This window comes from Pseudomonas sp. NPDC087814 (assembly GCF_044742865.1).
In the GTDB taxonomy this organism is placed as follows: Bacteria; Pseudomonadota; Gammaproteobacteria; order Pseudomonadales; family Pseudomonadaceae; genus Aquipseudomonas.
The window spans coordinates 38315-60387 of the sequence record NZ_JBIUVK010000038.1; the positions used below are offsets into that span (position 1 = coordinate 38315).

Annotated in this window: 19 protein-coding genes; 14 read left to right on the plus strand and 5 right to left on the minus strand. The window is 62.8% G+C overall.

Features of this window, described 5'->3' with window-relative positions; all coding sequences use genetic code 11:
* Positions 1-196 precede the first annotated feature (196 nt).
* From ACIOMR_RS22855 to ACIOMR_RS22870, 4 genes are all read right to left on the minus strand, one after another.
* Positions 197-2602: a TonB-dependent receptor gene (locus ACIOMR_RS22855; RefSeq protein WP_177020141.1), complete on the minus strand. Its 2406-nt coding sequence runs from the start codon at positions 2600-2602 to the stop codon at positions 197-199.
* 96 nt (positions 2603-2698) lie between these two features.
* Positions 2699-3673 (minus strand): FecR family protein, encoded by a 975-nt coding sequence (locus tag ACIOMR_RS22860; RefSeq protein WP_087693093.1) that lies wholly within the window; start codon positions 3671-3673, stop codon positions 2699-2701.
* A gap of 32 nt (positions 3674-3705) precedes the next feature.
* On the minus strand, positions 3706-4206 hold the full coding sequence (locus ACIOMR_RS22865) for a sigma-70 family RNA polymerase sigma factor (RefSeq protein ID WP_003219490.1): 501 nt from the start codon (positions 4204-4206) through the stop codon (positions 3706-3708).
* A 67-nt stretch (positions 4207-4273) separates the two neighbouring features.
* Positions 4274-6022, minus strand: a complete 1749-nt coding sequence (locus tag ACIOMR_RS22870; protein ID WP_003219488.1) for a helix-turn-helix domain-containing protein — start codon at positions 6020-6022, stop codon at positions 4274-4276.
* 189 nt (positions 6023-6211) lie between these two features.
* On the opposite strand from ACIOMR_RS22870, the gene ACIOMR_RS22875 reads away from it, so the two are divergent.
* From ACIOMR_RS22875 to ACIOMR_RS22935, 13 genes are all read left to right on the plus strand, one after another.
* The gene (locus tag ACIOMR_RS22875; RefSeq protein WP_003219487.1) at positions 6212-6811 is read left to right on the plus strand and encodes an amino acid synthesis family protein; all 600 of its coding nucleotides are present in this window, start codon (positions 6212-6214) and stop codon (positions 6809-6811) included.
* 298 nt (positions 6812-7109) lie between these two features.
* Positions 7110-8057, plus strand: coding sequence for a flavin reductase family protein (locus ACIOMR_RS22880; protein WP_003219486.1), 948 nt, complete (start codon positions 7110-7112; stop codon positions 8055-8057).
* Positions 8058-8079: 22 nt separating this feature from the next.
* Positions 8080-9591, plus strand: a complete 1512-nt coding sequence (locus ACIOMR_RS22885) for an aldehyde dehydrogenase (RefSeq protein ID WP_087693080.1) — start codon at positions 8080-8082, stop codon at positions 9589-9591.
* 18 nt (positions 9592-9609) lie between these two features.
* Positions 9610-10686, plus strand: a complete 1077-nt coding sequence (locus tag ACIOMR_RS22890; protein WP_401196522.1) for an LLM class flavin-dependent oxidoreductase — start codon at positions 9610-9612, stop codon at positions 10684-10686.
* Positions 10686-11498, plus strand: a complete 813-nt coding sequence (locus ACIOMR_RS22895; protein ID WP_177029063.1) for an alpha/beta fold hydrolase — start codon at positions 10686-10688, stop codon at positions 11496-11498. Before ACIOMR_RS22890 ends, ACIOMR_RS22895 begins: the two co-directional genes overlap by 1 nt.
* Positions 11491-11886 (plus strand): carboxymuconolactone decarboxylase family protein, encoded by a 396-nt coding sequence (locus tag ACIOMR_RS22900; RefSeq protein ID WP_003219479.1) that lies wholly within the window; start codon positions 11491-11493, stop codon positions 11884-11886. The genes ACIOMR_RS22895 and ACIOMR_RS22900 overlap by 8 nt, the downstream gene beginning before the upstream one ends.
* Before the next feature lie 242 nt (positions 11887-12128).
* Positions 12129-13262: a glycine betaine/L-proline ABC transporter ATP-binding protein gene (locus ACIOMR_RS22905; RefSeq protein ID WP_102604560.1), complete on the plus strand. Its 1134-nt coding sequence runs from the start codon at positions 12129-12131 to the stop codon at positions 13260-13262.
* Positions 13255-14151, plus strand: coding sequence for a proline/glycine betaine ABC transporter permease (locus tag ACIOMR_RS22910; RefSeq protein WP_023658964.1), 897 nt, complete (start codon positions 13255-13257; stop codon positions 14149-14151). The genes ACIOMR_RS22905 and ACIOMR_RS22910 overlap by 8 nt, the downstream gene beginning before the upstream one ends.
* 71 nt (positions 14152-14222) lie before the next feature.
* Positions 14223-15248 carry a glycine betaine/L-proline ABC transporter substrate-binding protein ProX gene (proX, locus tag ACIOMR_RS22915; protein WP_023842851.1) on the plus strand — a complete coding sequence of 342 codons (1026 nt, stop codon included), beginning with the start codon at positions 14223-14225 and terminating at the stop codon, positions 15246-15248.
* A gap of 226 nt (positions 15249-15474) precedes the next feature.
* The gene (locus ACIOMR_RS22920) at positions 15475-16962 is read left to right on the plus strand and encodes an NAD-dependent succinate-semialdehyde dehydrogenase (RefSeq protein WP_087693083.1); all 1488 of its coding nucleotides are present in this window, start codon (positions 15475-15477) and stop codon (positions 16960-16962) included.
* Complete coding sequence (locus tag ACIOMR_RS22925; RefSeq protein ID WP_401196529.1) at positions 16959-18344, plus strand: aspartate aminotransferase family protein; 1386 nt, start codon at positions 16959-16961, stop codon at positions 18342-18344. The genes ACIOMR_RS22920 and ACIOMR_RS22925 overlap by 4 nt, the downstream gene beginning before the upstream one ends.
* A gap of 139 nt (positions 18345-18483) precedes the next feature.
* Positions 18484-18972 (plus strand): Lrp/AsnC family transcriptional regulator, encoded by a 489-nt coding sequence (locus tag ACIOMR_RS22930; RefSeq protein ID WP_003219468.1) that lies wholly within the window; start codon positions 18484-18486, stop codon positions 18970-18972.
* Positions 18973-19032: 60 nt separating this feature from the next.
* Positions 19033-19593, plus strand: a complete 561-nt coding sequence (locus ACIOMR_RS22935) for a GNAT family N-acetyltransferase (protein ID WP_250884666.1) — start codon at positions 19033-19035, stop codon at positions 19591-19593.
* On the opposite strand, the gene ACIOMR_RS22940 is transcribed toward ACIOMR_RS22935, so the two are convergent.
* Positions 19571-20455 carry an EamA family transporter gene (locus ACIOMR_RS22940; protein ID WP_177023254.1) on the minus strand — a complete coding sequence of 295 codons (885 nt, stop codon included), beginning with the start codon at positions 20453-20455 and terminating at the stop codon, positions 19571-19573. The two genes, ACIOMR_RS22935 and ACIOMR_RS22940, sit on opposite strands and share 23 nt — an antisense overlap.
* 115 nt (positions 20456-20570) lie before the next feature.
* Between ACIOMR_RS22940 and ACIOMR_RS22945 the strand changes: the two genes are divergently transcribed.
* Positions 20571-21380: an AraC family transcriptional regulator gene (locus ACIOMR_RS22945; RefSeq protein ID WP_401196533.1), complete on the plus strand. Its 810-nt coding sequence runs from the start codon at positions 20571-20573 to the stop codon at positions 21378-21380.
* Positions 21381-22073: the final 693 nt, after the last annotated feature.

A 22073-nucleotide genomic window follows, 5' to 3' on the forward strand; every position in this document is an offset into this window, starting at 1 on the left:
ACGATTCACTCCCGGCTCAAAGACACCTCGGCGATACAAGGTATCCCATGGAAAGTGGGCACCTCCTTGTGTGGTAGACCTGTCGGATTCAGTTCCTGCGGACGCAGAAAATCGTTAGAAAAAGAGTAGGAAGAAGGGCTATGGCGAGGGGGCTTGCGCCCCCTCGTCACTGTCGATACCTGGGATCAGGCACGCATCAGAAGCCCACGCTGGCCTGCACGAAGAACGTGCGCGGTTCACCCAGGTAGATCCCGGAGTTGTTGTCGCTGGAGCGGGTGTAGTGTTCCTGGTTGAACACGTTTTTTACCCCGACGCCCAGCTTCAGGTTCGACAGTTGCGCACCGAAGTCATAACCGCTGCGCACGTTGACCGAGACGTAGCCGGGAATATCCCCGTACTGGCCATCAGCAGTCGGCTGGGTGATGTAGGTGGTACCGGTGCCCGGCGCACGCTGGCCGGACTGGGCATAGACGTCCAGGTTGTGGGTCCAGTGGTTGATGTCGTAACGCAGCCCCAGGGTGGCCACTTCACGGGAGTACAGCGGCAAGTCGCGGCCCTTGAAGGCAACGTCGCCTTCGGAGGTGGCCCTGGTGTAGGTGAAGCCGGCGTTGGCGGTCAGGCCGTCCAGGCGCGGGTCGAGGTTCGACAGGTCGTAATGGGCCGACGCTTCGATGCCCTCGTGCTTGGTAGCGCCGAGGTTGGTCCAGCCCACATCGTTGCTGACGTATTGCAACTCGTCCGAGAAGTCGATGTAGAACAACGTCACTTCGCCGCCCCAGACGTTGTCGTTGTAGCGGGTACCGATTTCGTAGGTCTTGGCTTTTTCCGGGTTCAGGCCGTTCGCGGTCTGGTCGCCGTTACCGCCCTGGCCCAGCTGGAAGTATTGCAGGCTGCCGAAGGAGGTTTCGTAGTTGGCAAACAGCTTCCAGGCATCGGAGACGTGGTACATCACGCTCAAGGCCGGCAGCGGTTCGTTGTTGTGGATCTCGCGACGTTTCTCCTGAACCGTGGCGCCATTGAGGCCTACCACCGGACGGTCGTGCCATTCGGTGCGAATCTGCTCAAAGCGAATGCCCGGGGTGACGGTCCATTTGCCGATATCAATCTTGTTGTCGATATAGAACGAATTGGCCTCGGTGCCACCGGTACGGTCCTGGTACACGTGGCCGTCACTCTGGCCCACGGGCGTCGGCACGTTGTTGACCAGCGCCAGGCTGGTGGCCTGCTCGTGCATGCCTTCCTTGAGGTAGCGATAACCGACGCTGACTTCCTGGGTGCTCGGCCCCAGGTCAAATACATGGGACACACGCGGCTCGATGCCGAAGGTGTAGTAGGTGCGCGGGTAGGAACCCAGGGTCTTCAGGTCGCGGTTGGCGATGTTGCTGCCGCGGAAACTGTCGGAATAGTAGGTCAGCACTTCAGCCTGGGTGCGGTCGTCGATCTGCCGGATGTACTTGAAGGACATATCCTTGCGCCGGCCATTGAAGTTGTCCCAGTCACGTACCGATTGATACGGGTTGGCGTCGTACTGCTTCTGGGTCAGGCCGCCGGGCATGTCGGCGCTGGCGTCGTAGTAGTGGAAATTCAGCGAGAAATCGTCTTGATCGGTCGGCGCCCAGTGGGTCTTGAAGATCACGTCGTCGATGTCGTTGGAGTTGTTGCGGTCGCGGTAACCATCGCCCTTGGTCCCGGAATACAGCAACGCAGCACCGATACCGTTGTCGGCGGTGCCGCCGATGAAGGCGTTTTCAATGTGTTTCCAGCCGCCGTGGGCCGCGGTTTCCAGGGTGGTGCCGACTTCGCCGGAGAATTTTTCCGGGATGGCCCGGGTGACGAAGTTGATCACGCCGCCGACGTTCTGTGGTCCATAACGTACGGAGCCTGCGCCACGCACCACGTCGATGCTGTCGAGGTTGCCGGAGGAAATCGGCGCCATCGACAACTGCGGCTGGCCGTAGGGTGCAAACGCTGCCGGTACGCCGTCGATCAATACCGTGGAGCGTGGCGACAGACGCGAGGTCAGGCCGCGTACCCCGACGTTGAGGGAAATATCACTGCCACCGGTGCCGTTGGCCTCCTGTACCTGCACCCCGGGAATGCGCCGCAGCACGTCACCGACGTTCATCGCGCCCTGCTCCACCATGGCTTCACGGCGCACCACGGTGCGCGCGCCCGGGTGGTTCTGCACCACTTGGGCATTCGCGTCGCCGAGCCAGTCGCCGACCACCTTGATGTCGGTGGCACCCAACTCCAGCGGCGAACCGGCTTCGCCGGTGCCCTTGCCCAGCGGGCGCAGGGTCACGGAGCCCGCATCGATCTGGTAATCCAGGCCGCTGCCCTGCAGCAACTGGCGCAGCGCTTGTTCGGGCGACAGGTTGCCGTCGACGGCCGGGGCTTGTTTGCCGGCCACCATGTCGGGGCTGAAGAACACTTGCAGCGACGTCTGCTGACCCAATTGGCTCAAGGCCGAACCCAGGGACTGGGCCTGGATATGAATGCCATCGTCAGCATAGGCCGCCGGCAGTGCGGCGCTGACGGCCAGCGCCAGGGCGAGGGGTGCCCAGCGGGATGATTTATTGTTTTTCATGGCGAGTTTTTTCACGTCGAACGTAGTCCTGTGATCGCAAGAGAGTGCGGCTGTTAATGCAAACCAGTTGCAGTTGCACAAGAAGACGAAGAACTCGAAAAAAACCTGAATCTATCGCGAAATTATTTCCTGGCTACCGTCCGGCAAGGTGCGCAAGGCCACCGGAAGAATGTGCGGCAAGGCCTTGAGCAAAGCGTCGGTGTCGGTGGATTTGAACACGCTGGTCAAGCGCAGGTTGCTCACCGCGGGCGCGCTGACCCGCAAAGGTTGCTCGCGGTAACGTGAGACCTCCCGAGCCACTTCGCCGAGAGTGGCGTTGTTGAACACCAGCTTGCCGGTGCGCCAGGCCGTGAGCTCTTCAGGGTTGACGGCGTAGGCAGCCGCCACCTGGCCCCGGGTATCCACATGGGTGCCCCGACCAGCCGTGAGCATCACGATGTCATCGGATGAGCGCCCTTGCACTTTGACCGTACCGGCCTCGACCACCACGCGGGTCTGGTCGTCATCGCGGCGCACGTCGAAACGCGTACCGGTAACCGTCACCTGCCCTGCCCCGGCGTCCACCACGAAGGGCCGGCTGGTGTCGTGCTCGACGCTGAACATGGCCTCGCCCTGCTTGAGCTCGATGCCGCGCTGGCCTTTTACATAGTGCACGGCCACCACGCTGCGGCTGTTCAAGTCCATCAGCGAGCCGTCGGGCAACGCCACCTGCCGGTGCTCCCCCAATGCAGTGCGGAACTCGGCGTTATACGTCGCCGGATGATCCAGGCCACTGAACAACCCCAGGCCCAGGGCCACCGCCAGCACACTTGCAGCCACTGCATAACGTAGCACGGGCCGGCGCTTCGCACGCGGCTGCGGGGCATCGCACAACGCCTGCAAGCGCGCCTTGGGCACCAGGTCGGTGGCACTCCACAAACCTTGCAGCACATCAAATTCGTACTGGTGCTCGGCATGCTCTGCACGCCAGGCATCAAAACGCTCGCGTTCTTCTGCGCTCAATGGGCTGTCCTGCACACGCACAAACCATTGCGCCGCCTCGTCGCGGGCCGTCGCACTGCCGCAGGCACACTCACGGGTATCCATCATGGAAGATCCTGTTTCATAGCGGGCATTGGTCATGGTGCCATCGCATCCAGGCGGTCACGTAGATGCCGCAGGGTGCGGATCATATACTTTTCCACCATGTTTTTAGACAGGCCCAGGCGTTCGGCGATTTCCTGCTGGGTCAGGCCCTCGATTTTCTGCCAGATGAAAATCTTGCGGCAATTGAGCGGCAGCTCGGCCAGGGCTCGCTCGATGGAATCCGCCAGCTGGATCGCGTGCATGAAATGCTCCGGGTCGCCACTGTGGGGCGAACTCTGGTCAAAGGCTTCCAGGGCCATCGCCTCCCGCCGGTCCTCGCGGCGATAGGCGTCAACGGCGATATTGCGCGCCGTTTGATGCAGATAGGCTCGAGGTTGCTCAACCTTGGTGGCGCTGGATTCAAGCACCCGCACAAAAGTGTCGTGGGCCAGGTCTTCGGCCTGCTGACGGTTTCTCAGGCGGCGCGTCCAGGTCCCGATCAACTCTTCGTAGTGCTCGAAAAAGCCTGTTCTGCGGGGCGGCTGAGGAGTCATCAAGGAAGCACTGGGGAGGCGGGGTGTGAATAGTAATGCTTCCTATTAAGTGGAGCAATGCTACCCGTCAGCTATCAATCACCCGCTGCAAATGAATCGCCAACTCCGTGGCAAACCGCCGTTCCGGCGTTTCCACATCAATCCCGAACAACTCCTGGATCCGCGCCAGCCGGTAGCGCAGCGTCGTCACATGCACTCCCATCGCGTCCGCGCATGCCTGGCTGCGGCAGCTCTCCCGCAGATACGCCGTCAGGGTTTCCAGGTACGGCGTCTGGTGCTTGCGGTCATGGGCGAGCATGGCGCCAACGCTGTCGTTGACGAAGGTGCGGATGTCTTCTCCGCCCACGGCCGCGACGAAGATCGGGATCGGCCCGAAATCCTGATCGGAGATCGGCCCGCTGCGGCCGAACGAGCGGGCAATCTCGATCAGCCGCCGGCAGCGCTCCCACGCGGCAGGATAATCCGCCAGCGCCCGGCACACCCCGCTGGCCAGCAGGATCGGCTCGGCACCCAGGTAGTGCGCCAGGTCATCGGTAATCTGCCGTTTGATTTTGCTCAAGCGCTCGCCTTCCGCCGGCACCAGGCACACCAAACCGTTGTCGACAATGATCACCGTGGCCTGCATCCCTGCACGCTGCAGGATGCGCGCGACGTTGTGGTGCAGGTTCTTCGCCTCCCGGGCCTTGGCGCCGTAGTCGACGATGATCATCTGCTGCGCGGTGCTGAAGCTGATGCCCAGCCGCTGGGCGCGCTGCTGGATGTCATCGGCATCGCGCCAGCGGCCCTCGAGCACTTCGAGCAGCAGCTCGGTCTGGGTCCGGGTTTCAAAACGAAAGCGGATAAAACTGCGCATCATCTGCACGCTCAAGGCGAACTTGGCGCTTTCCAGCATCAGCAGGTCCAGCTCGTTGACCGGCGCCGCCACCGGGAACAGCACCAGCGCGCCCACCAGTTCGTGGTCGACCATCAACGGTTCGATCTGCGCCCGCAGGGTGAACTGGCGCTGGCCATCGTCGAGGAACAGGTTGACCGTACTGCGCAGGGCGCTGCGCAAACTTTCCTGGGCGGCTTTGGTGATCTGCACGCTGAGCACCCCGGCGACTGCGGCCTGCCAGGCATTGTCGTCAAACAATGCGGGATCCGGGGAACGCCCCGCCACCACCTGGTTGGCGGTGAAGTCCACGGCGATCACCGGGTTGGGCAACTGGTCGCCGACCATCAGCGACAACGATGTCACCGAACCGCCGCCCAATACGTGTTCAAGCATCGTGGTATGCACATGCAACGCCTGCTGCAGGCGCTCGGCGGCGCGGCGTTCGGCTTCCAGCTGGCGCTGGCGCTCCACGGCAATGGCGCCCAGGTGGATGATCATGCCGAGGAACACCCGGTCTTCTTCCGAAACGTCCATCAGCGTGCGGGAAATCACACTGAGCACCATGGGCCGGCCGTCGAAGTCGGTGCAGTTCATCGGCATCACCATCACCGTGCGGTAATCGCGCTCCAGGGATTCGCGGCGGTAGCCGGGGTACTCGCATTCGCGCACGTCGCGGATGAACACCGCCTCGTTGCGTTGCAGGGCGGTCATCACCGGGCTGGAAGACAGCTCCCAGCAATCCACCAGCGGGCGCTGCACCAGGGTCGGGTCATGGCGGGCGATCACGTGGCCGAAGCCGGCGTCCATGTCGATGGCCATGATCGAACTCATGGTCCAGTGGGTGTGGCGGCAACTGGCGTACACCAACTGGTGCAGCATCGACTGCAGGTCACCGCCGGAGTTGATCTGACTGGCCACATCGCGCAACGACAGTATCTGCATTTCTCGATTCAAGGCGCTCACCCGAACATGGAGGTCACGGCAGCCACGTTGCCTGCCAGGCCCGCCTGATACTTGCTCCGGTTCAGAGCAATGTCCAGTGGATTTGCACTGCGTAACCACGGAAGACGCTGCTGCCCAACGCTCCTAGCCTAAGGCCACAACCAACAGCCACAAGGGCGACGAGTGATCATGAATCTGGAAAATCTGGGCGTCAGGAAGTACTGCACCTTTATCGAAGAAACCTTTATCGAAGGCGGCAAGGACGCCGGCAAACCGATCACCCTGATCGTGGTGGCAGCCGTGTTGAAAAACCCTTGGGCCGGCCAGGGCTTCGTCGAAAACCTGCGTCCGGAAATCCTGCGCCTGGCCCCCGGCCTGGGCCATGAGATGACCCGTCGCCTGATCGCCCTGATGCCCGGGGGCAAGGTCGAAGCCTTCGGCAAGGCGGCGGCTGTCGGGGTCAACGGCGAAATCGAACACGCCTCGGGCCTGATCCACACCCTGCGCTTCGGCAACCTGTTCCGCGAAGCCGTGGAAGGCACCGCCTACTTGAGCTTCACCAACACCCGCAATGCACCGGGCGCCCTGCTTTCGCTGCCGATGGTGCACAAAAGCGAAACCGGCAAGCGCTCGCACTTTCTCACCGCCAACTTCCAGGTCGCCGATGCCCCGGGCCCCGACGAAGTGCTGATCGCCATCGGCGCCAGCGACGGCTCCCGTGCCCACCCACGGATTGCCGACCGCTACCAGGACATGGCCGAGATGGAAGCGGAACAACCCAAGGACTGACGTCTGGCTGAAGAACGACGCTCAATTGTGGCGAGGCAGCTTGCTCCCGCTGGGTCGCGGAGCGGCCCCATGAGCCCCGCCATGGTCCGCCTGAAAGAACTCGGTTGCCGTTGTGGGGCTGCTTCGCAGCCCTGCGGGAGCAAGCTCCCTCGCCAAAGCGTTGATGTTTGCCACAGAAATGCCGGAGCACTGCGAAACGAAGCAAAACTTTCGTCTTCGCTACCATTTTTCGACGCAAGCCCACGGTTTCCCTTGCTCGTAGGCTTACTTCACACCACAAGAACAAAGGAGTACCCCGATGCCGAGCACCGCGATCAGCGCCAACGTTGCAGCCGTCGATCCGGGCGCCTTGCGCCAGGCCTTCGGCACCTTCGTCACCGGCGTCACCGTCATCACCACCCATGACACCGATGGCAACCCGCGCGGCATGACCGCCAATTCGTTTACCTCGGTGTCCCTCGACCCGCCGCTGCTGCTGGTGTGCGTGGGCAAGTCGGCCGCCAGCTACACCGCGTTTGCCAGCACCGAACAGTTTGCCGTGAACCTGTTGCACGAAGGCCAGGTGGACGTCTCCGGGACCTTCGCCTCCAAGTCGCCAGACAAATTCCACACCGTCAACCACGACACCGTGCACACCGGCGCACCGATCCTCACCGACAGCCTGACCTGGTTCGACTGCAGCGTGCACCAGCGCATCGAAGCCGGCGACCACCTGGTGCTGATCGGCCAGGTCCGCGCCTTCGGCACCAGCCCCAAGCTGCCGCTGTGCTTCTGCCGGGGCCGCTACGCGAACATCCAGGACCCGCTGCCGGCCAGTTGGCTGGACTCCCACAAGATGATCATCGGCTACCTGATCGAAGCCGGCGACGCGATCCTGTTTCGCGCCGATGGCCAGGGCGGCTGGACGCTGCCGGTGGCCGGCAAGCGCAAGGGTTTTATCGACGCCGGCGACAGCTCGCTGCCGGTGGAACTGGAATCGACCTTCCTGTACTCGGCGTTCGATGTCGACGACACCGACCCCGGCTACCTGATCTACCGCGCCCAGCTCGGCCCGTTCGACGCCGAGCTGCCCGACACCCTGCGCTTCTTCCCGCTGGACGCGTTGCCCATCGAGCAGATGCCGGTCAACGAACTGCGCTCGGTGGTGCGCCGCTATGCCCGCGAGCGCCAGAACCAGCAGTTCGGCATCTACACCGGCTCTGCCGCCAGCGGCCGCATCGCGATGCTCGAAAACGCGCCCCTTTGACACGCACCTACAGGACTCTTGCATGAAAACCACGGTCAGCGCCCTTGAGGGCAACCGCCTCAACCTGTTTATCGACGGTCGCTTTGTCGCTCCCGACAGCGGCAGCTATGTCGACAGTTTCGACCCCACCACCGGCCAGTCCTGGTACCAGTTCGCCCAGGCCGATGCCGGCGACGTGGCCCGCGCCGTCGCTTCCGCCCACAAGACCTTCAACGACCCGCAGTGGCGCAACATGACACCCACCGCACGCGGCAAATTGTTGTATCGCCTGGCCCAGCTGGTGGCCGAGCACGCCGAAGAACTGGCGCTGCTGGAAACCCGCGACAACGGCAAGCTGCTGCGGGAAATGCGCGCGCAAATGAGCGCCCTGCCCGATGCCTACGTCTACTTCGCCGGCATGGCCGACAAGCTGCAAGGCGAGGTGATCCCGGTCAACAAGCTCAACCAGCTCAACTACAGCAGCCGCGAGCCGTTGGGCGTGGTCGGCATGATCACCCCGTGGAACTCGCCGCTGATGCTGCTCACCGGCACCCTCGCACCGTGCCTGGCCATCGGCAACACGGTGGTGATCAAGCCCTCGGAACACGCCAGCGCCTCCACACTGGCGCTGGCCGAACTGATCATCGAAGCCGGCTTCCCGGCGGGTGTGGTCAACGTAGTCACCGGCAACGGCGCCGTCACCGGCGAGGCCCTGACCCGCCATCCCGACATCGCCAAATACGTGTTCACCGGCAGCACCGAAACCGGTCGGCGTATCGCTGGCAACGCCGCCAATAACCTGGTGCCGTGCCAGATGGAACTGGGCGGCAAATCGCCCCACGTGGTGTTTGCCGATGTGGATATCGAGAAGGCCGTGAACGGCGTGGTCTCCGGGATCTTCGCCGCCGCCGGGCAAAGTTGCGTGGCCGGTTCGCGCTGCTTTGTCGAAGCGCCGATCTACGACAAGTTCGTCGAGGCCCTGGTGGCCCGCACCCAACAGATCAGCGTCGGCCACCCGATGGAAGAACACACCGACATCGGCCCGCTGGCTCTGCAAGCCCAACTGCAAAAGCTCGAAGGCTACATCGCCAGCGGCGCCCAACAAGGCGCGCAGATCGCCGTCGGCGGCAAGCGCCCCAGCGCCGCGCACCTGTCCGAAGGCTGGTACTTCGAGCCCACGGTGATGGCCAACGCCACCAACGACATGCCGTTCATGCGCGACGAATTGTTCGGCCCGGTAGTGGGTGTGATGCCCTTCACCACCGAAGAGCAAATGCTCAGCCTGGCCAACGATACCCACTACGGCCTGGCGTCCGGAATCTGGACCCAGAACATCGACCGCGCGATGCGCTTTGCCAACCGCATCGACGCCGGCACGGTGTGGATCAACACCTACCGCAGCTCGGCCTACATGTCCGCCAACGGCGGCTTCAAGCACAGCGGATATGGCCGTCGCGGCGGCTTTGACGTGATGCGCGAGTTTTCCCGGGCCAAGAACGTGGTCATCGATTACTCCGGCGAAATGCAGGACCCCTTCGTCATTCGCCTGCGCTGATTATTCAAGGAGCATCTTATGAAATTCGCCGTATCCCTGAGCATGGAACGCTTCTCGCCAGACGTGCCGATGCAGACCGTCATGGCCAACCTGCTGGAGCTGGCAAAGATCGCCGATGCCGGCGGCTTTGAAACCCTGTGGACCTCCGAACACCACACCCTGGAATGCACCATCGCGCCCAACCCGTTCCAGACCCTGACCTGGCTCGGCCAGCACACCGAGCGTATCCGCCTGGGCACCGCAACCCTCGCTGCCGCCTATTGGCATCCGATCCGCCTTGCCGGTGAAGCCGCGCTGTGTGATCACCTGACCCACGGCCGCCTGGAATTCGGCATCGCCCGCGGTTCCTACCAGTACGAGTTCGACCGCATGACCCCCGGCCTGCAACAGCAGGAAGGTGTGGGCTACATGAAGGAACTGGTGCCGGCGGTGCAAAAGCTCTGGACCGGCGACTACGCCCACGACGGCCACTACTGGAAATTCCCGCAGACCGCCGCCGTACCGAAGCCGCTGCAAAAAGGCCACCCGCCGATCTGGGTCGCCGCACGGGACCCGGGCACCTTCGACTGGGCAGTGAGCATTGGCGCCAACATCCTGTCCACCCCGCTCTCGCTGCCGGCGGCCGAAATCGCGGTGCTCGGCAAAAAATTCAACAAGGCCGTGGCCGACAACCCCCACGTGCCGCGCCCGCGCTTCATGATGCAGCGCCGCACCTGCGTGTACGCCAACGCCAACGACTGGGAACTGCCGGTCAAGCACAGCATGGATTTTGGCCGCGCCTTCGAGAACCTGATGCAGAACATCGGCACCGTGCACAACGGTTTCCCCGAGCCGGTGCCGTTTGAAAGCGTGCGCGGCAAAGACAACTACAACCCGGAAAACCTGCGACGCAACTTGATGTTCGGCACCCCGGAAGAAATCATCGAAAAGCTGCTCGACTACGAAGCCGCCGGTGTCGACCAGTATTGCCTGGGCCTGACCTTCAACCTGCCGTTCGAACTGCAGAAGCAGACCCTGCGCCTGTTCATCGATGAAGTGATGCCATTCTTCGCCGAGCGCGAACGCGCCAGACAACGCAACCAGGTCAGCGCGTGATGGGCCAGGCACAACGTTTCAGCGTGGCCAACGTCACGCTCAACTATCGCCTGGACGGGCATGGACCGCGCCCGCTGGTGTGCATCCATGGCGTGGGTTCCAGCCTTGAGGCGTGGGCTGAAACGGTGGCGGGTCTGCAGGAGCAATTCACCGTGCTGACCTTCGACCTGCGCGGCCACGGCCAGTCGTCCCGCACGCCCGGTCGTTATGAGATTGATCATTTGGTGGGTGAGGCGTTGGCCCTGGCGGATCACGTGGGCTTCAAGCAGTTCGACCTGGCCGGGTTCTCGTTGGGCGGGCTGATCGCCCAGCGCATGGCCCTGACTCATCCGTCGCGGGTTCACCGGTTGGTGCTGCTGTCGACCGTCGCCGGGCGTAACGCCGAGGAGCGCGAGCGGGTACACGCGCGCCTCGCCGCCTTGCAGGCCGGGGAGCCGGTGGCTCACTACGAGGCATCGCTGTCGCGTTGGCTGACCGAGGATTTTCAGGCGCGCAATCCCGAGGCCGTTACCCGTCTGCGCCAACTGAATGCCGACAACGACCCGGGCTGTTATGCCGCGGCGTATCGCATCCTGGCCGAGTCGGATTTCGGCGAACAGCTGTCACGGATCCGCTGCCCCACGCTGATTGCCACCGGTGCCGAAGACGCCGGCTCCAACCCACGGATGGCGGCGTTCATGCACGATCGCATCGAGGGTTCGCAACTGCGGATTCTGCCTGGGCTGCGCCATTGCATCCTGATCGAGGCGCCGCAACAGGTGGCCGCCCTGATACGCGACTTTCTAACCGACTCGGAGACTCATCATGGATAAATCACTGCAGGCCCAAGGCGAAAGCGTTCGCCGCCAAGTCCTCGGCGATAGCTACGTCGACCAGGCCCTGGGCCGCGCCGACGACTTTTCCCGGCCCTTCCAGGCGGTGCTCAACGAGTACTGCTGGGGCATGGTCTGGACCGACGACAGCCTGGACCTCAAGCAACGCAGTCTGCTCAACCTGGGAATGCTCGCGGCGCTGGGGCGCATGGACGAATTCGGTACGCATTTCTGCGGCGCCCTGCGCAACGGACTGAGCGACGACGAACTGCGCGCCGCCCTCGTGCAGATCGCGGTGTACTGCGGCGTGCCGGCGGGTGTCGAGGCGTTTCGTGTGGCCCGCAAAGCCCGGGAAAGCATGGCTCCATCGGATTCAACGACCGGTTGACGCCCAACCCTTGCACTCGCCACACCGCTCATGCTGTAAGTGCCTTGGCACCACAACAAGAAATTTTTGCGACTGCGCCTTGCGTCGCCTTAGCTCGAAGATTTTTAACTGCCAGTAGCCCAAAAATTTCTATTGATGAAGTTTTCCGCAGATTGCAAAACAACAATTGGAGGCAATTGGTGAGCGAACGACTAAAGATTGAGAACCTCTACAAGGTCTTTTCCTCAACCCCGGACAGGGCCATGCAGCTCTTGACCGCCGGGGCCAGCAAAGACCGGATCCTGGCCGAGACCGCCACCGTGGTCGGCCTCAACAACGTATCGCTGTCGATCCCCAGCGGGGCGATCTACATGATCATGGGCCTCTCGGGCTCGGGCAAATCCACCCTGGCGCGCTGTATCAACCGCCTGAATGAACCGACCGCGGGCAAGATCCTGCTGGACGGCGAAGACCTGGTGAGCCTCGACGAAAACCAACTGCGGGAAGTGCGCCGCACGCGTATCTCCATGGTGTTCCAGCACTTCGCGCTGCTGCCGAATAAAACCGTGATCGAGAACACCGAGTTCGGCCTCAAGCTGCGCGGTGTGTCGGCGGCCGAGCGGCGCAAGCGGGCCCTGGAAGTACTGGCGATTGTCGGCCTGGCCAAGTGGGCCGACCACCATCCCCACGAGCTGTCCGGCGGCATGCGCCAGCGCGTCGGCCTGGCCCGCGCACTGGCCACCGACGCCGACGTGCTGATCATGGACGAGGCCTTCAGTGCCCTCGACCCATTGATCCGCACCGAGATGCAGGACGAGTTGCTGCGCCTGCAACGCACCCTGAAAAAAACCATCCTGTTCATCACCCACGACTTCCAGGAAGCCCTGAAGCTGGGCACACGCATCGCGATCATGGCCGACGGCCAAGTGGTGCGCGAGGGCACGCCCCAGGAAATCGTGATGGACCCGGGCAGCGATTACGTCGCGGCGTTCACCCGGGAGGTGGACCGTTCGCGGCTGTTCGATGCGCGCTCGATCATGGAAAAAGCCCACACGCTGCTGGTGCAGGGTGACACCCGGGTGGTGGGCAATGACAGCACGGCTGCATTCGTACTGAACACCAGCGGCAAGGCGGTCGGCGTGCTGGACTCGGCAGCGCTGCTGGCCGTGGGCGGCGGCGCCGACGCACTGCAACGGCTGTCGAGCCAGTTCGTTTGCGTGCCGGCCAGCGCCAAGCTGGTGGAAGCCGCGCGCCTGCTCAAACCGGGTTTGCCGGTGGCGGTGGTGGATGGCGACGGGCAGTTCGTCGGCACCCTCAACAGCGCGCACATTCTTGATTGCATAGCCAGCGTCCCGGCCCCGCGCCCTGCCGCTGCGGAGGTTGCACAGCATGCTTAGTTCAGAAGACCTCGCGGTTTTACCCGTAGACCAGTGGATCAGCCAGGGTGTGGAGTGGCTGGGGATTCACCTGCGGCCAATGTTCCAGGCGATTCGCTGGCCGGTGGAGCATTTGCTGGGGCTGAGTGACACGGTGATCCACGCGATCCCGTTCCCGGTCATGGTGTTGCTGATGTTCCTGATCGCCTACCGTGCGGCGAGCCTGGGGGTGGCGGTGTTCAGCGCCGTGGCCCTGGTGGTGATCGCCGCGTTGGGGGTGTGGGACGAGGCCATGACCACCTTGTCGCTGATCACCACGGCGATTGTGATCTGCATGGTGGTGGGCATTCCGGTGGGCATCTGGTGCGCCCGCAGCGAGCGGGTGTGGGGCGTGATGCGGCCGATCCTCGACATCATGCAAACCACCCCGACCTTCGTGTACCTGGTGCCGGTGGTGATGCTGTTTGGCGTCGGCACGGTGTCGGGTGAAGTGGCGGTGGTGATCTCCGCCTGCCCGCCGCTGATTCGCTTTACCTATCTGGGCATCCGCATGGTCGACACCGAACTGGTGGAAGCCGGCCACGCCTTTGGTGCGGACAAGCGCCAATTGCTCTGGGAAATCCAGCTGCCCCTGGCGATCCCGACGATCCTCGGCGGCCTCAACCAGACCGTGCTCACGGCCATGGTGATGTCGGTGGTGGTGGCGATGATCGGCGCCGAAGGCCTCGGCCTGGTGGTGCTGCAAGGCCTGGGCCGGATGGACGTGGGCCGCGCGGCGGTGGGCGGGATTGCCATTGTGCTGCTGGCGATGATGCTCGACCGGATCACCCAGAACCTGGCGCAACCGACAATGCGCAAGCGCAAGTCGCTGTTCAAGCGACTGCTCAATCCGAACCCGGTAAACGCATAACAAAAAGAACCTCATGAATGCCCGTTGTTGACTGCCAACCCTAACCATAACGAGAAAAAAAAGAGGAAATCATGATGCATCCATTCAAAGCCTTGCTTGGATTTGCAGCAGTGTTGTACCTGGCAAGTACGCAGGTGTGGGCCGAGGATTTGCCGGGCACCGGCAAGACCATCCGCTTCGTGCAATCGGAAAGCACCGGCGGCAACTACGTACTGACCAAAATCGCGATCGAGGCCACCAAGCGCCTGGGCTACGCGAGCAAGTTGAGCACCGTCAACACCACCCTGTTCTTCCCCGCCGCGGCCCAGGGCGACCTGGACCTGTCGATGGACGTGACCTTGCCGATGCTGCAACCGAGCTTTGACAAGGTGAAGGACCGTACCGAAGTGGTGGGCTCGGGCTTCATTACGGGCGCGGGCTATAACGGCTACATGATCGACAAGAAAACCGCCGACGCGTACGGCATCACCAGCCTGGAACAAATGAAGGACCCGAAAATCGCCGGGCTGTTCGGCAAGGACGGCAAGGCCAACCTGATCAGTTGTGATCCGGGCTGGGGCTGTGGCGATGTGGTGGATTACCAGCTCGACAAGTTCGGTCTCAAGGACACGGTTAACCCGGTACGCGGCAAATACGAAGCACTGATGTTCGAAAACGTCGCCCGGCTGAAACGTGGCGAGCCGGTGTTTTTCTATGCGTGGGCACCGTCGTGGATGACCAACACCATGGTGCCGGGCAAGGACGTGGTGTGGCTGCCGACGCCGTTTGATGCGTTGCCGGGCAATGTGCCGAGCACCACTTCGGCACTGACGCCCGGGGTTGCCGGGTGCGCCGGCGGGGCTGATCCATGCCGCATGGCGATGGCGGCGTGGAACTGGTATGCGATTGGCAACAAGCAATTCATCGCGGCGAATCCGGCGATCAAGAAGTTGGTGGAGCAGATGACGTTTTCCCAGGCAACCTGGAGTTATTGGGAAAAAACCATCAGCGCCGACGGCTCCAGCGAACGCAACATTCGCAAGCTGGCGGAGGACTGGATGAAGGAAAACAAAGCGACGTTTGACGGCTGGGTGGCCACCGCAAAAACCGCCAAGTAGCACCGATTCAATGTGGGAGCTGGCTTGCCTGCGATAGCGATGTTGAATTCACCGTCGCCATCGCAGGCAAGCCAGCTCCCACAGTCGATTTTCACCCGCCGCAAAAATAACTGTTTTGGCGGGCGCAATCAGAAAAAACCCACTGCCCCACCCCCACCAAACCACCAATCCCGCGCCTGCTCCTGCCCTAGCATTGCACCCACTCAGCCCATCCGGAGTGACCCCGATGACCTACAAACACCCGCTGCTGTTCAAAGCCCTGTGCTACGTCGACGGCCATTGGGTCCACAGCGCCAGTGCCAGCACCATCGCCGTACATGACCCGGCGAACCAACAGTTGATCGGCCACGTGCCGATGCTGGAAAAACCGCAAATTGTCGCCGCAATCGACGCCGCCCACCGCGCGTTTTCCGCCTGGCGTGAACAGAACCTCGATGCCCGCGCCACGATCCTGCGGCGCTGGGCGGCACTGATCCTCGAACACCAGGAGGATCTCGCCCGCATCCTCAGCCAGGAGCAAGGCAAACCGCTGGCCGAAGCCCGCGGCGAAATCGCCTATGCCGCAAGCTTCATCCCGTGGTTCGCCGAAGAAGCCCGCCGCCTGTACGGCCAGAATATCCCCAGCCATATCCCCGGTGCGCACCTGGGCACAGTCAAGGAACCCGTAGGCGTCTGCGCCCTGCTGACCCCATGGAACTTCCCCTCGGCCATGATCACCCGCAAGGCCGCCGCCGCCCTCGCCGCCGGGTGCACGGTGGTGGTCAAGCCGGCCCATGAAACGCCCTACTCGGCGTTGGCCCTCGCGCAACTGGCCGAAGAAGCCGGCTTCCCGCCGGGCGTGTTCAACGTGGTGCTGGGCGAGCCACAGATGGCCATGCAAACCCTGGTGCAGGACACCCGCGTGCGCTCGGTAAGCTTCACCGGCTCGACCCGGGTCGGCAAGCTGGTACTGCAGGCGGCGGCCCAGGACGTGAAGAAGGTCTCGCTGGAACTGGGCGGCAATGCGCCATTTATTGTCTGCGCCGACGCCAACCTTGAGCTGGCAGTGAGAGTCGCGGTCGAGGCCAAGTTCCAGACCTCCGGCCAGGACTGCTGCGCGGCCAACCGGATCATGGTCGACCGTTCGATCTACTCCGAATTCCTCAGCCGCTTCGCTGCCGCCGTGCGTGAGTTGCGGGTCGGCCCGGCATTGGTCGACGGGCAAGAGCAAAGCGTCGACATCGGCCCGTTGATGCACCAGGCCGCCTTCGACGTCACCGCCGAACGCGTGGCCGACGCCCTGGAACTGGGCGCGCAACGCCTGGTGGGCTGCGAAGGCCACGCCCTGGGCGGGCTGTTTTACCAGCCAACGGTACTCGCCGACGTGACCCCACAAATGCGCATCTACCGCGAAGAAAACTTCGCGCCGATTGCCGGGGTGCTGCCGTTCGACTCGATTGACCAGGCCATCGAAATGGCCAACGACACCGAGTACGGCCTGGCCGCCTACATTTGTTCCAACCGCCTGGACCTGATCTACCCGCTGATCCGCCGCCTCGACCACGCCATGATCGCGGTCAACGGGGTGAAATTCACCGGTCACCCGATTCCCTTCGGCGGCATGAAAGCCTCGGGCCTGGGCCGTGAAGGCGCCGCCGAGGGCTTCGAAGCCTTTGTCGAAACCAAATACTTTTGCCTGCATCACCAAGGCCAATTCCAAGGAGAGCAACCATGAGCCAAGCATTCAACAGCCTGTTCGAACAAGACCGCGCGCACTTCATGCACCCGTCCACCCACGCCCATGATCACGCCAGCGGCGCACTCAAGGGCCGCATCATCAAGAGCGCCTCGGGCATCCGCATTCGCGACCACGAAGGCCGCGAATTCATCGATGCGTTTGCCGGCCTGTACTGTGTGAACATCGGCTATGGCCGCACCGAAGTTGCCGACGCCATCTACAAGCAAGCCAAGGAGCTGGCCTACTACCACACCTATGTCGGTCACTCGACCGAGGCAATCATCGAGCTGTCGAGCCGCATCATGGACTGGGCGCCCGAAGGCATGAAAAAGGTCTACTACGGCCTGTCCGGCTCAGACGCCAACGAAACCCAGATCAAGCTGGTGCGTTACTACAACAACGTACTGGGCCGTCCGCAGAAGAAGAAGATCATCTCCCGCGATCGCGGCTATCACGGCTCAGGCATCATGACCGGCAGCCTCACGGGCCTCGCCGCCTTCCATCAGCATTTCGACCTGCCGGAAAAAGGCATCCAGCACACCATTTGCCCGCACTGGTACCGCAAGGCACCGGCGGGCATGGGCGAGGCTGCGTTCGTGCGTTACTGCGCCGATGAGCTGGAAAAAATGATCCTCGCCGAAGGCCCGGACACGGTCGCGGCGTTCATTGGCGAACCGGTAATGGGCACCGGTGGCATCGTGGTGCCCCCGGCCGGTTACTGGGCGGCGATCCAGGCGGTACTGAACAAGTACGATGTGTTGTTGATCGCTGACGAAGTGGTCTGCGCGTTCGGCCGGCTGGGCTCGAAAATGGGCAGCCAGCGCTACGGCATGCGCCCGGACCTGATCACCACGGCCAAGGGGCTGACCAGCGCCTATGCCCCGCTGTCAGCGGTGATCATCGGTGAGAAGGTGTGGGACGTGATTGAAAAGGCCTCGACCCACGAAGGCGCCATGGGCCACGGCTGGACCTACTCCGGGCACCCGATCTGCGCCGCGGCGGCGCTGGCAAACCTGGATATCCTGGAACGGGAGAACCTCACGGCGAACGCCGACGAAGTCGGTGGGTACCTGAACCGTCGCCTGCGGGAAACCCTCGAAGGTCACCCGCTGGTGGGCGAAGTACGCGGCGACGGCCTGCTCGCCGCCGTGGAATTCATGGCCGACCGTGAGCAACGCACGCCGTTTGATCCTGCGCTCAAGGTCGGCCCCAAAGTCTCGGCGGCCTGCCTGGAACGCGGGATGATCGCCCGGGCCATGCCACACGGCGACATCCTCGGCTTTGCGCCGCCGCTGATTTTGACCAGGGCGGAGGCAGACCTGATCGTCGACATCACCAAAGGCGCGATCGACCAGGTGGCCGGGGAAGTGTTGGGCTGATGAGTTTCCCTTAGGAGCAAGCTTGCTCGCGATGGTCGTGAACGATAACGTGCTAATCCTGAATTAACGCGTCGTCCTCAGGCTCATCGCGAGCAAGCTCGCTCCTACAGGGTCCGTGCGCCTTTGGAGTTCGTTGCCGATGCACAAGCTTGACCGCTACGACCTGAAAATCCTGCGTATCCTCTCCGAGGACGGGCGCATCACCAAATCGAGCCTGGCCGAGGCCATCAACCTTTCGGTAACGCCCGCCTGGGAGCGCGTGCGCAAGCTGGAAAGTGCCGGCCTGGTCAAGGGCTACCGCGCGGTGATCGACTGGAATCAGGTGTTCAAGAGTCAGCAACTGCTGGTGGAAATCACCCTCGCCCGGCACACCGCCCAGGACATGCGCCGCTTCGAACAACGCATGAGCGACGCCCCCGACGTGGAGTTCTGCTACGCCACCGGCGGCGGCGTGGACTACATCGCAATGATCCGCGCAGCCGACATCGACCAGTACCAGCGTTTCATCGATCAACTGCTGATGGAAGACCTGGCCATCGAGCGCTACTTCACCTATATCGTCACCAAAACCATCAAGACCACCGGCGCGCTGCCGGCCCAGGCGCTGGACGATACGGCCTGTTCCTGATGCTTGTATAACGCCCGTAATCCCGGCAGGATTGCGCCCGTGATCTTCACGGACGAGCACATGATGACCCTGCCCTTTTTCGCCCCCGTACTTCTCACCACCGAACGCCTGGGCCTGCGCCCTCCCCATCAGGATGACTGGCGCGCGCTGTTTGCCATTTGGTCCGACCCCGAGGCCATGCGCTACTTTTCCTTTCCCACCATGACCCGCGCCGAGCAAGCCGTTGAACGCTTCGGCCAATTGATGGAGGCATCGATTGCCGGTGAAGACCTGGTGTGCATGGTGGAGTTGCTGGCCACCGGCGAGGTGATCGGCAGTTGCGACCTGTTCAATGTCGACGAGCAATGCCGCCGCGCTGAAATCGGCTTTACCCTGGGCCGCCAGTATTGGGGCAAGGGCTACATGAGCGAAGCCGCCCGCGCCGTGATCGACCATGGGTTCAACACCGCCGGGCTGCGCCGCCTTGAAGCCGACATTGACCCACGCAACCTGGGCTCCGCGAAGCTGCTTGAGCGCCTGGGTTTCGTCCGCGAAGGCTTGCTGCGCGAGCGCTGGGTGGTCGGCGACGAGATCTCGGACAGCGCGCTGTATGGCCTGCTCAAGCGTGACCGTCCTGCCTGACCCACAACGGGCGCCCCTTCTTCAGGCCGACGATCAGGGCCAAGAGGATCAAGCCCATGGCCTGCCACTGCGAAACCCCGGGGCGCTCACCCAGGATCAGCATTGAACTGACGATGCCGAACACCGGGATCAGCAGTGACAGGGGCGCCACCCGGGAAACCGGGTACTCGCGCAACAGCAGGTTCCAGCCCCAGTAACAGAAGTGCGTCGCGCCATACACCTGGAACGCCAGCGAGAACAACGCCACGCCGTTCAGTTGAGCAGGCAAAGCGATAAAGGCTTGCGAGCCATCCAGCAGCCACGTCAACAGCACCAGCGGCAACGGCGCAAACAGGCTGGCCCAGACTACGAAGGCAAAGATCTCCCGCACCCCGGAGACCTTGATGATGATATTGCCGATGCTCCAGGCCAGGGCACTGAACAGCACCAGGGCAAACCCCAGCAGCGTGGCCGTCCCCACCACGCCCAGCAGCATGCCTGCCAACCCCATGGCCGCCAGCAGCACACTGATCAATTGCGCCAGGGAAAGGCTTTCCCGAAACAGCAGCACGCCCCAGCCCAGGGTGAAGAATGCGCTGAACTGGATCAGCAGCGAGGCACTGCCAGGGGGTACGCCCATGGCGATCCCGAGGTTGATCAAGGCCCACATCGCCACCCCGAATATCAAGCCATAGGCCGCCAGCCACTTCACCGCGACCTGGGGCCGGCGCACCAGAAACACCCAGGGCAACGCCGCCAGGGTGAACCGCAGGGCCGTCAGCAACAGCGGGTTGATCTCGGCCAGGCCGAGTTTGGTAATGGGGAAATTGAGTCCCCACACAGCCGTCACCAGGACGGCCAGTAACAGGTGTTTTTGCTTCATCGTGACGGGTCCATTGACTCGGTGGCACGACAGGAGGCCGTGCATCCGATAGATTTTTTCGTAAACCGCGATGGCCCGCCTGCGATTGTGGGTCAACAAAGGCTAGAATCAGGCCATGCCCGATATTCATCCCTACGAAAACACCCCGCGCGACGTGGTCGTGACCGCCATCGACTATGCCGACGGCGAACTGTTCCCCGCCCACGCGCACCCGCGAGGCCAGTTGGCCTATGCCAGCCAGGGTGTCATTACCGTCTACAGCGCCACCGGTAACTGGGTGGTGCCGCCTCGCCGCGCGATCTGGGTGCCGCCGCATGTGTCCCACGCCATGCTGATGCGCGGGCCGGTGACGATGCTCAACACCTACATTCGCCCGCAGGCGGCGCGGCGGCTGGAGTTGCCGCAACAGTGCCAGGTGCTGGATGTGTCGCCGCTGCTTGGGCAGTTGCTGGAGAAGGCCGTCGAGGTACCTGCGCGTTACGCGATGGGTGGCCGCGACAGCTATTTGATGGGCTTGCTGCTGCACGAGATCGCCCGGATGCCGGTGCTGCCGCTGTGTGCGCCGTTGCCGGCCGAGCCTCGATTGGCGAAGGCTTGCGAAGAGTTCCTGGCCGGGCCTTCGTTGGAAATCGGCATTGATGCCATGGCCCTCGGCGCGGGTATGAGCCGCCGGACTTTTACCCGCCAGTTCCGCCAGGCCACGGGGATCAGTTACCTGCAATGGCGCCAGCAAGCCTGTTTGCTGGCGGCGATTGTGCGGCTGGGCAATGGGGAACCGGTGACCAGGGTGGCGCTGGATCTGGGGTATAGCAGCCCGAGTGCGTTTGCCACGGTGTTCAAGCGTGTGTTGGGTGAGGTACCGAGCCGTTATTTCACCAGGGAGTTGCGGGGGATGGGTCGCGGTACATATCCGTTATTTAGGTAACGACCACCTAGGATTCCGCTCTTACAGCGGGTCACTTTTGAACAGCCGGAATGCCGGCCCAGTCAAAAGCAAGCAAAACGCTCCTGCCCCACCACTCGGCACCTCGCCTAGGCTCGGTGTGCCTAAGATCAAAATCAAAAGCTAAAGCGGGCACGGTTCAAATGTGGGAGCTGGCTTGTCGGGTCGCCGCATCGCTGCGATGGCATCAACTGGGTGTACCTGATGCACCGAGGTGTCTGCATCGCCGGCAAGCCAGCTCCTACAGAAGAGCAGCTCTACCTTCGCTCTGGCTTTTGATCTGGCTTTCAACACTCAGGTCGGCTTTCAGGCCGCCGTGCTTTTGATCTTGATCTTGATCTGACTGCCCCAATAAGCCCGAGGCCGAACGCAGGTATTGCGCAGCGGGTAAACCGGCAGGACGCCGGTTTAGCCGCGCCGGGCCATGGATGGCCCGTCGCGGCGGCCCGCTTCGTGCTGCCGGAGTGAGGGAACACCGAGCCTAGGCGAGGTGCCGACAGGCGGGGCAGAGCGCTTTGGTTACTTTGCCGCTTTTTGTACGGACCGGACACATGGTTGACGGGTGTACGGGGACATGGTTGACACTTTTCGGCGAGCTAACTACGCCGGAAAACCATCATGCCCTGGAATACGAGAGACGCCATGAGCCTGAAAAAAGAGTTCGTTGCCTTAGCC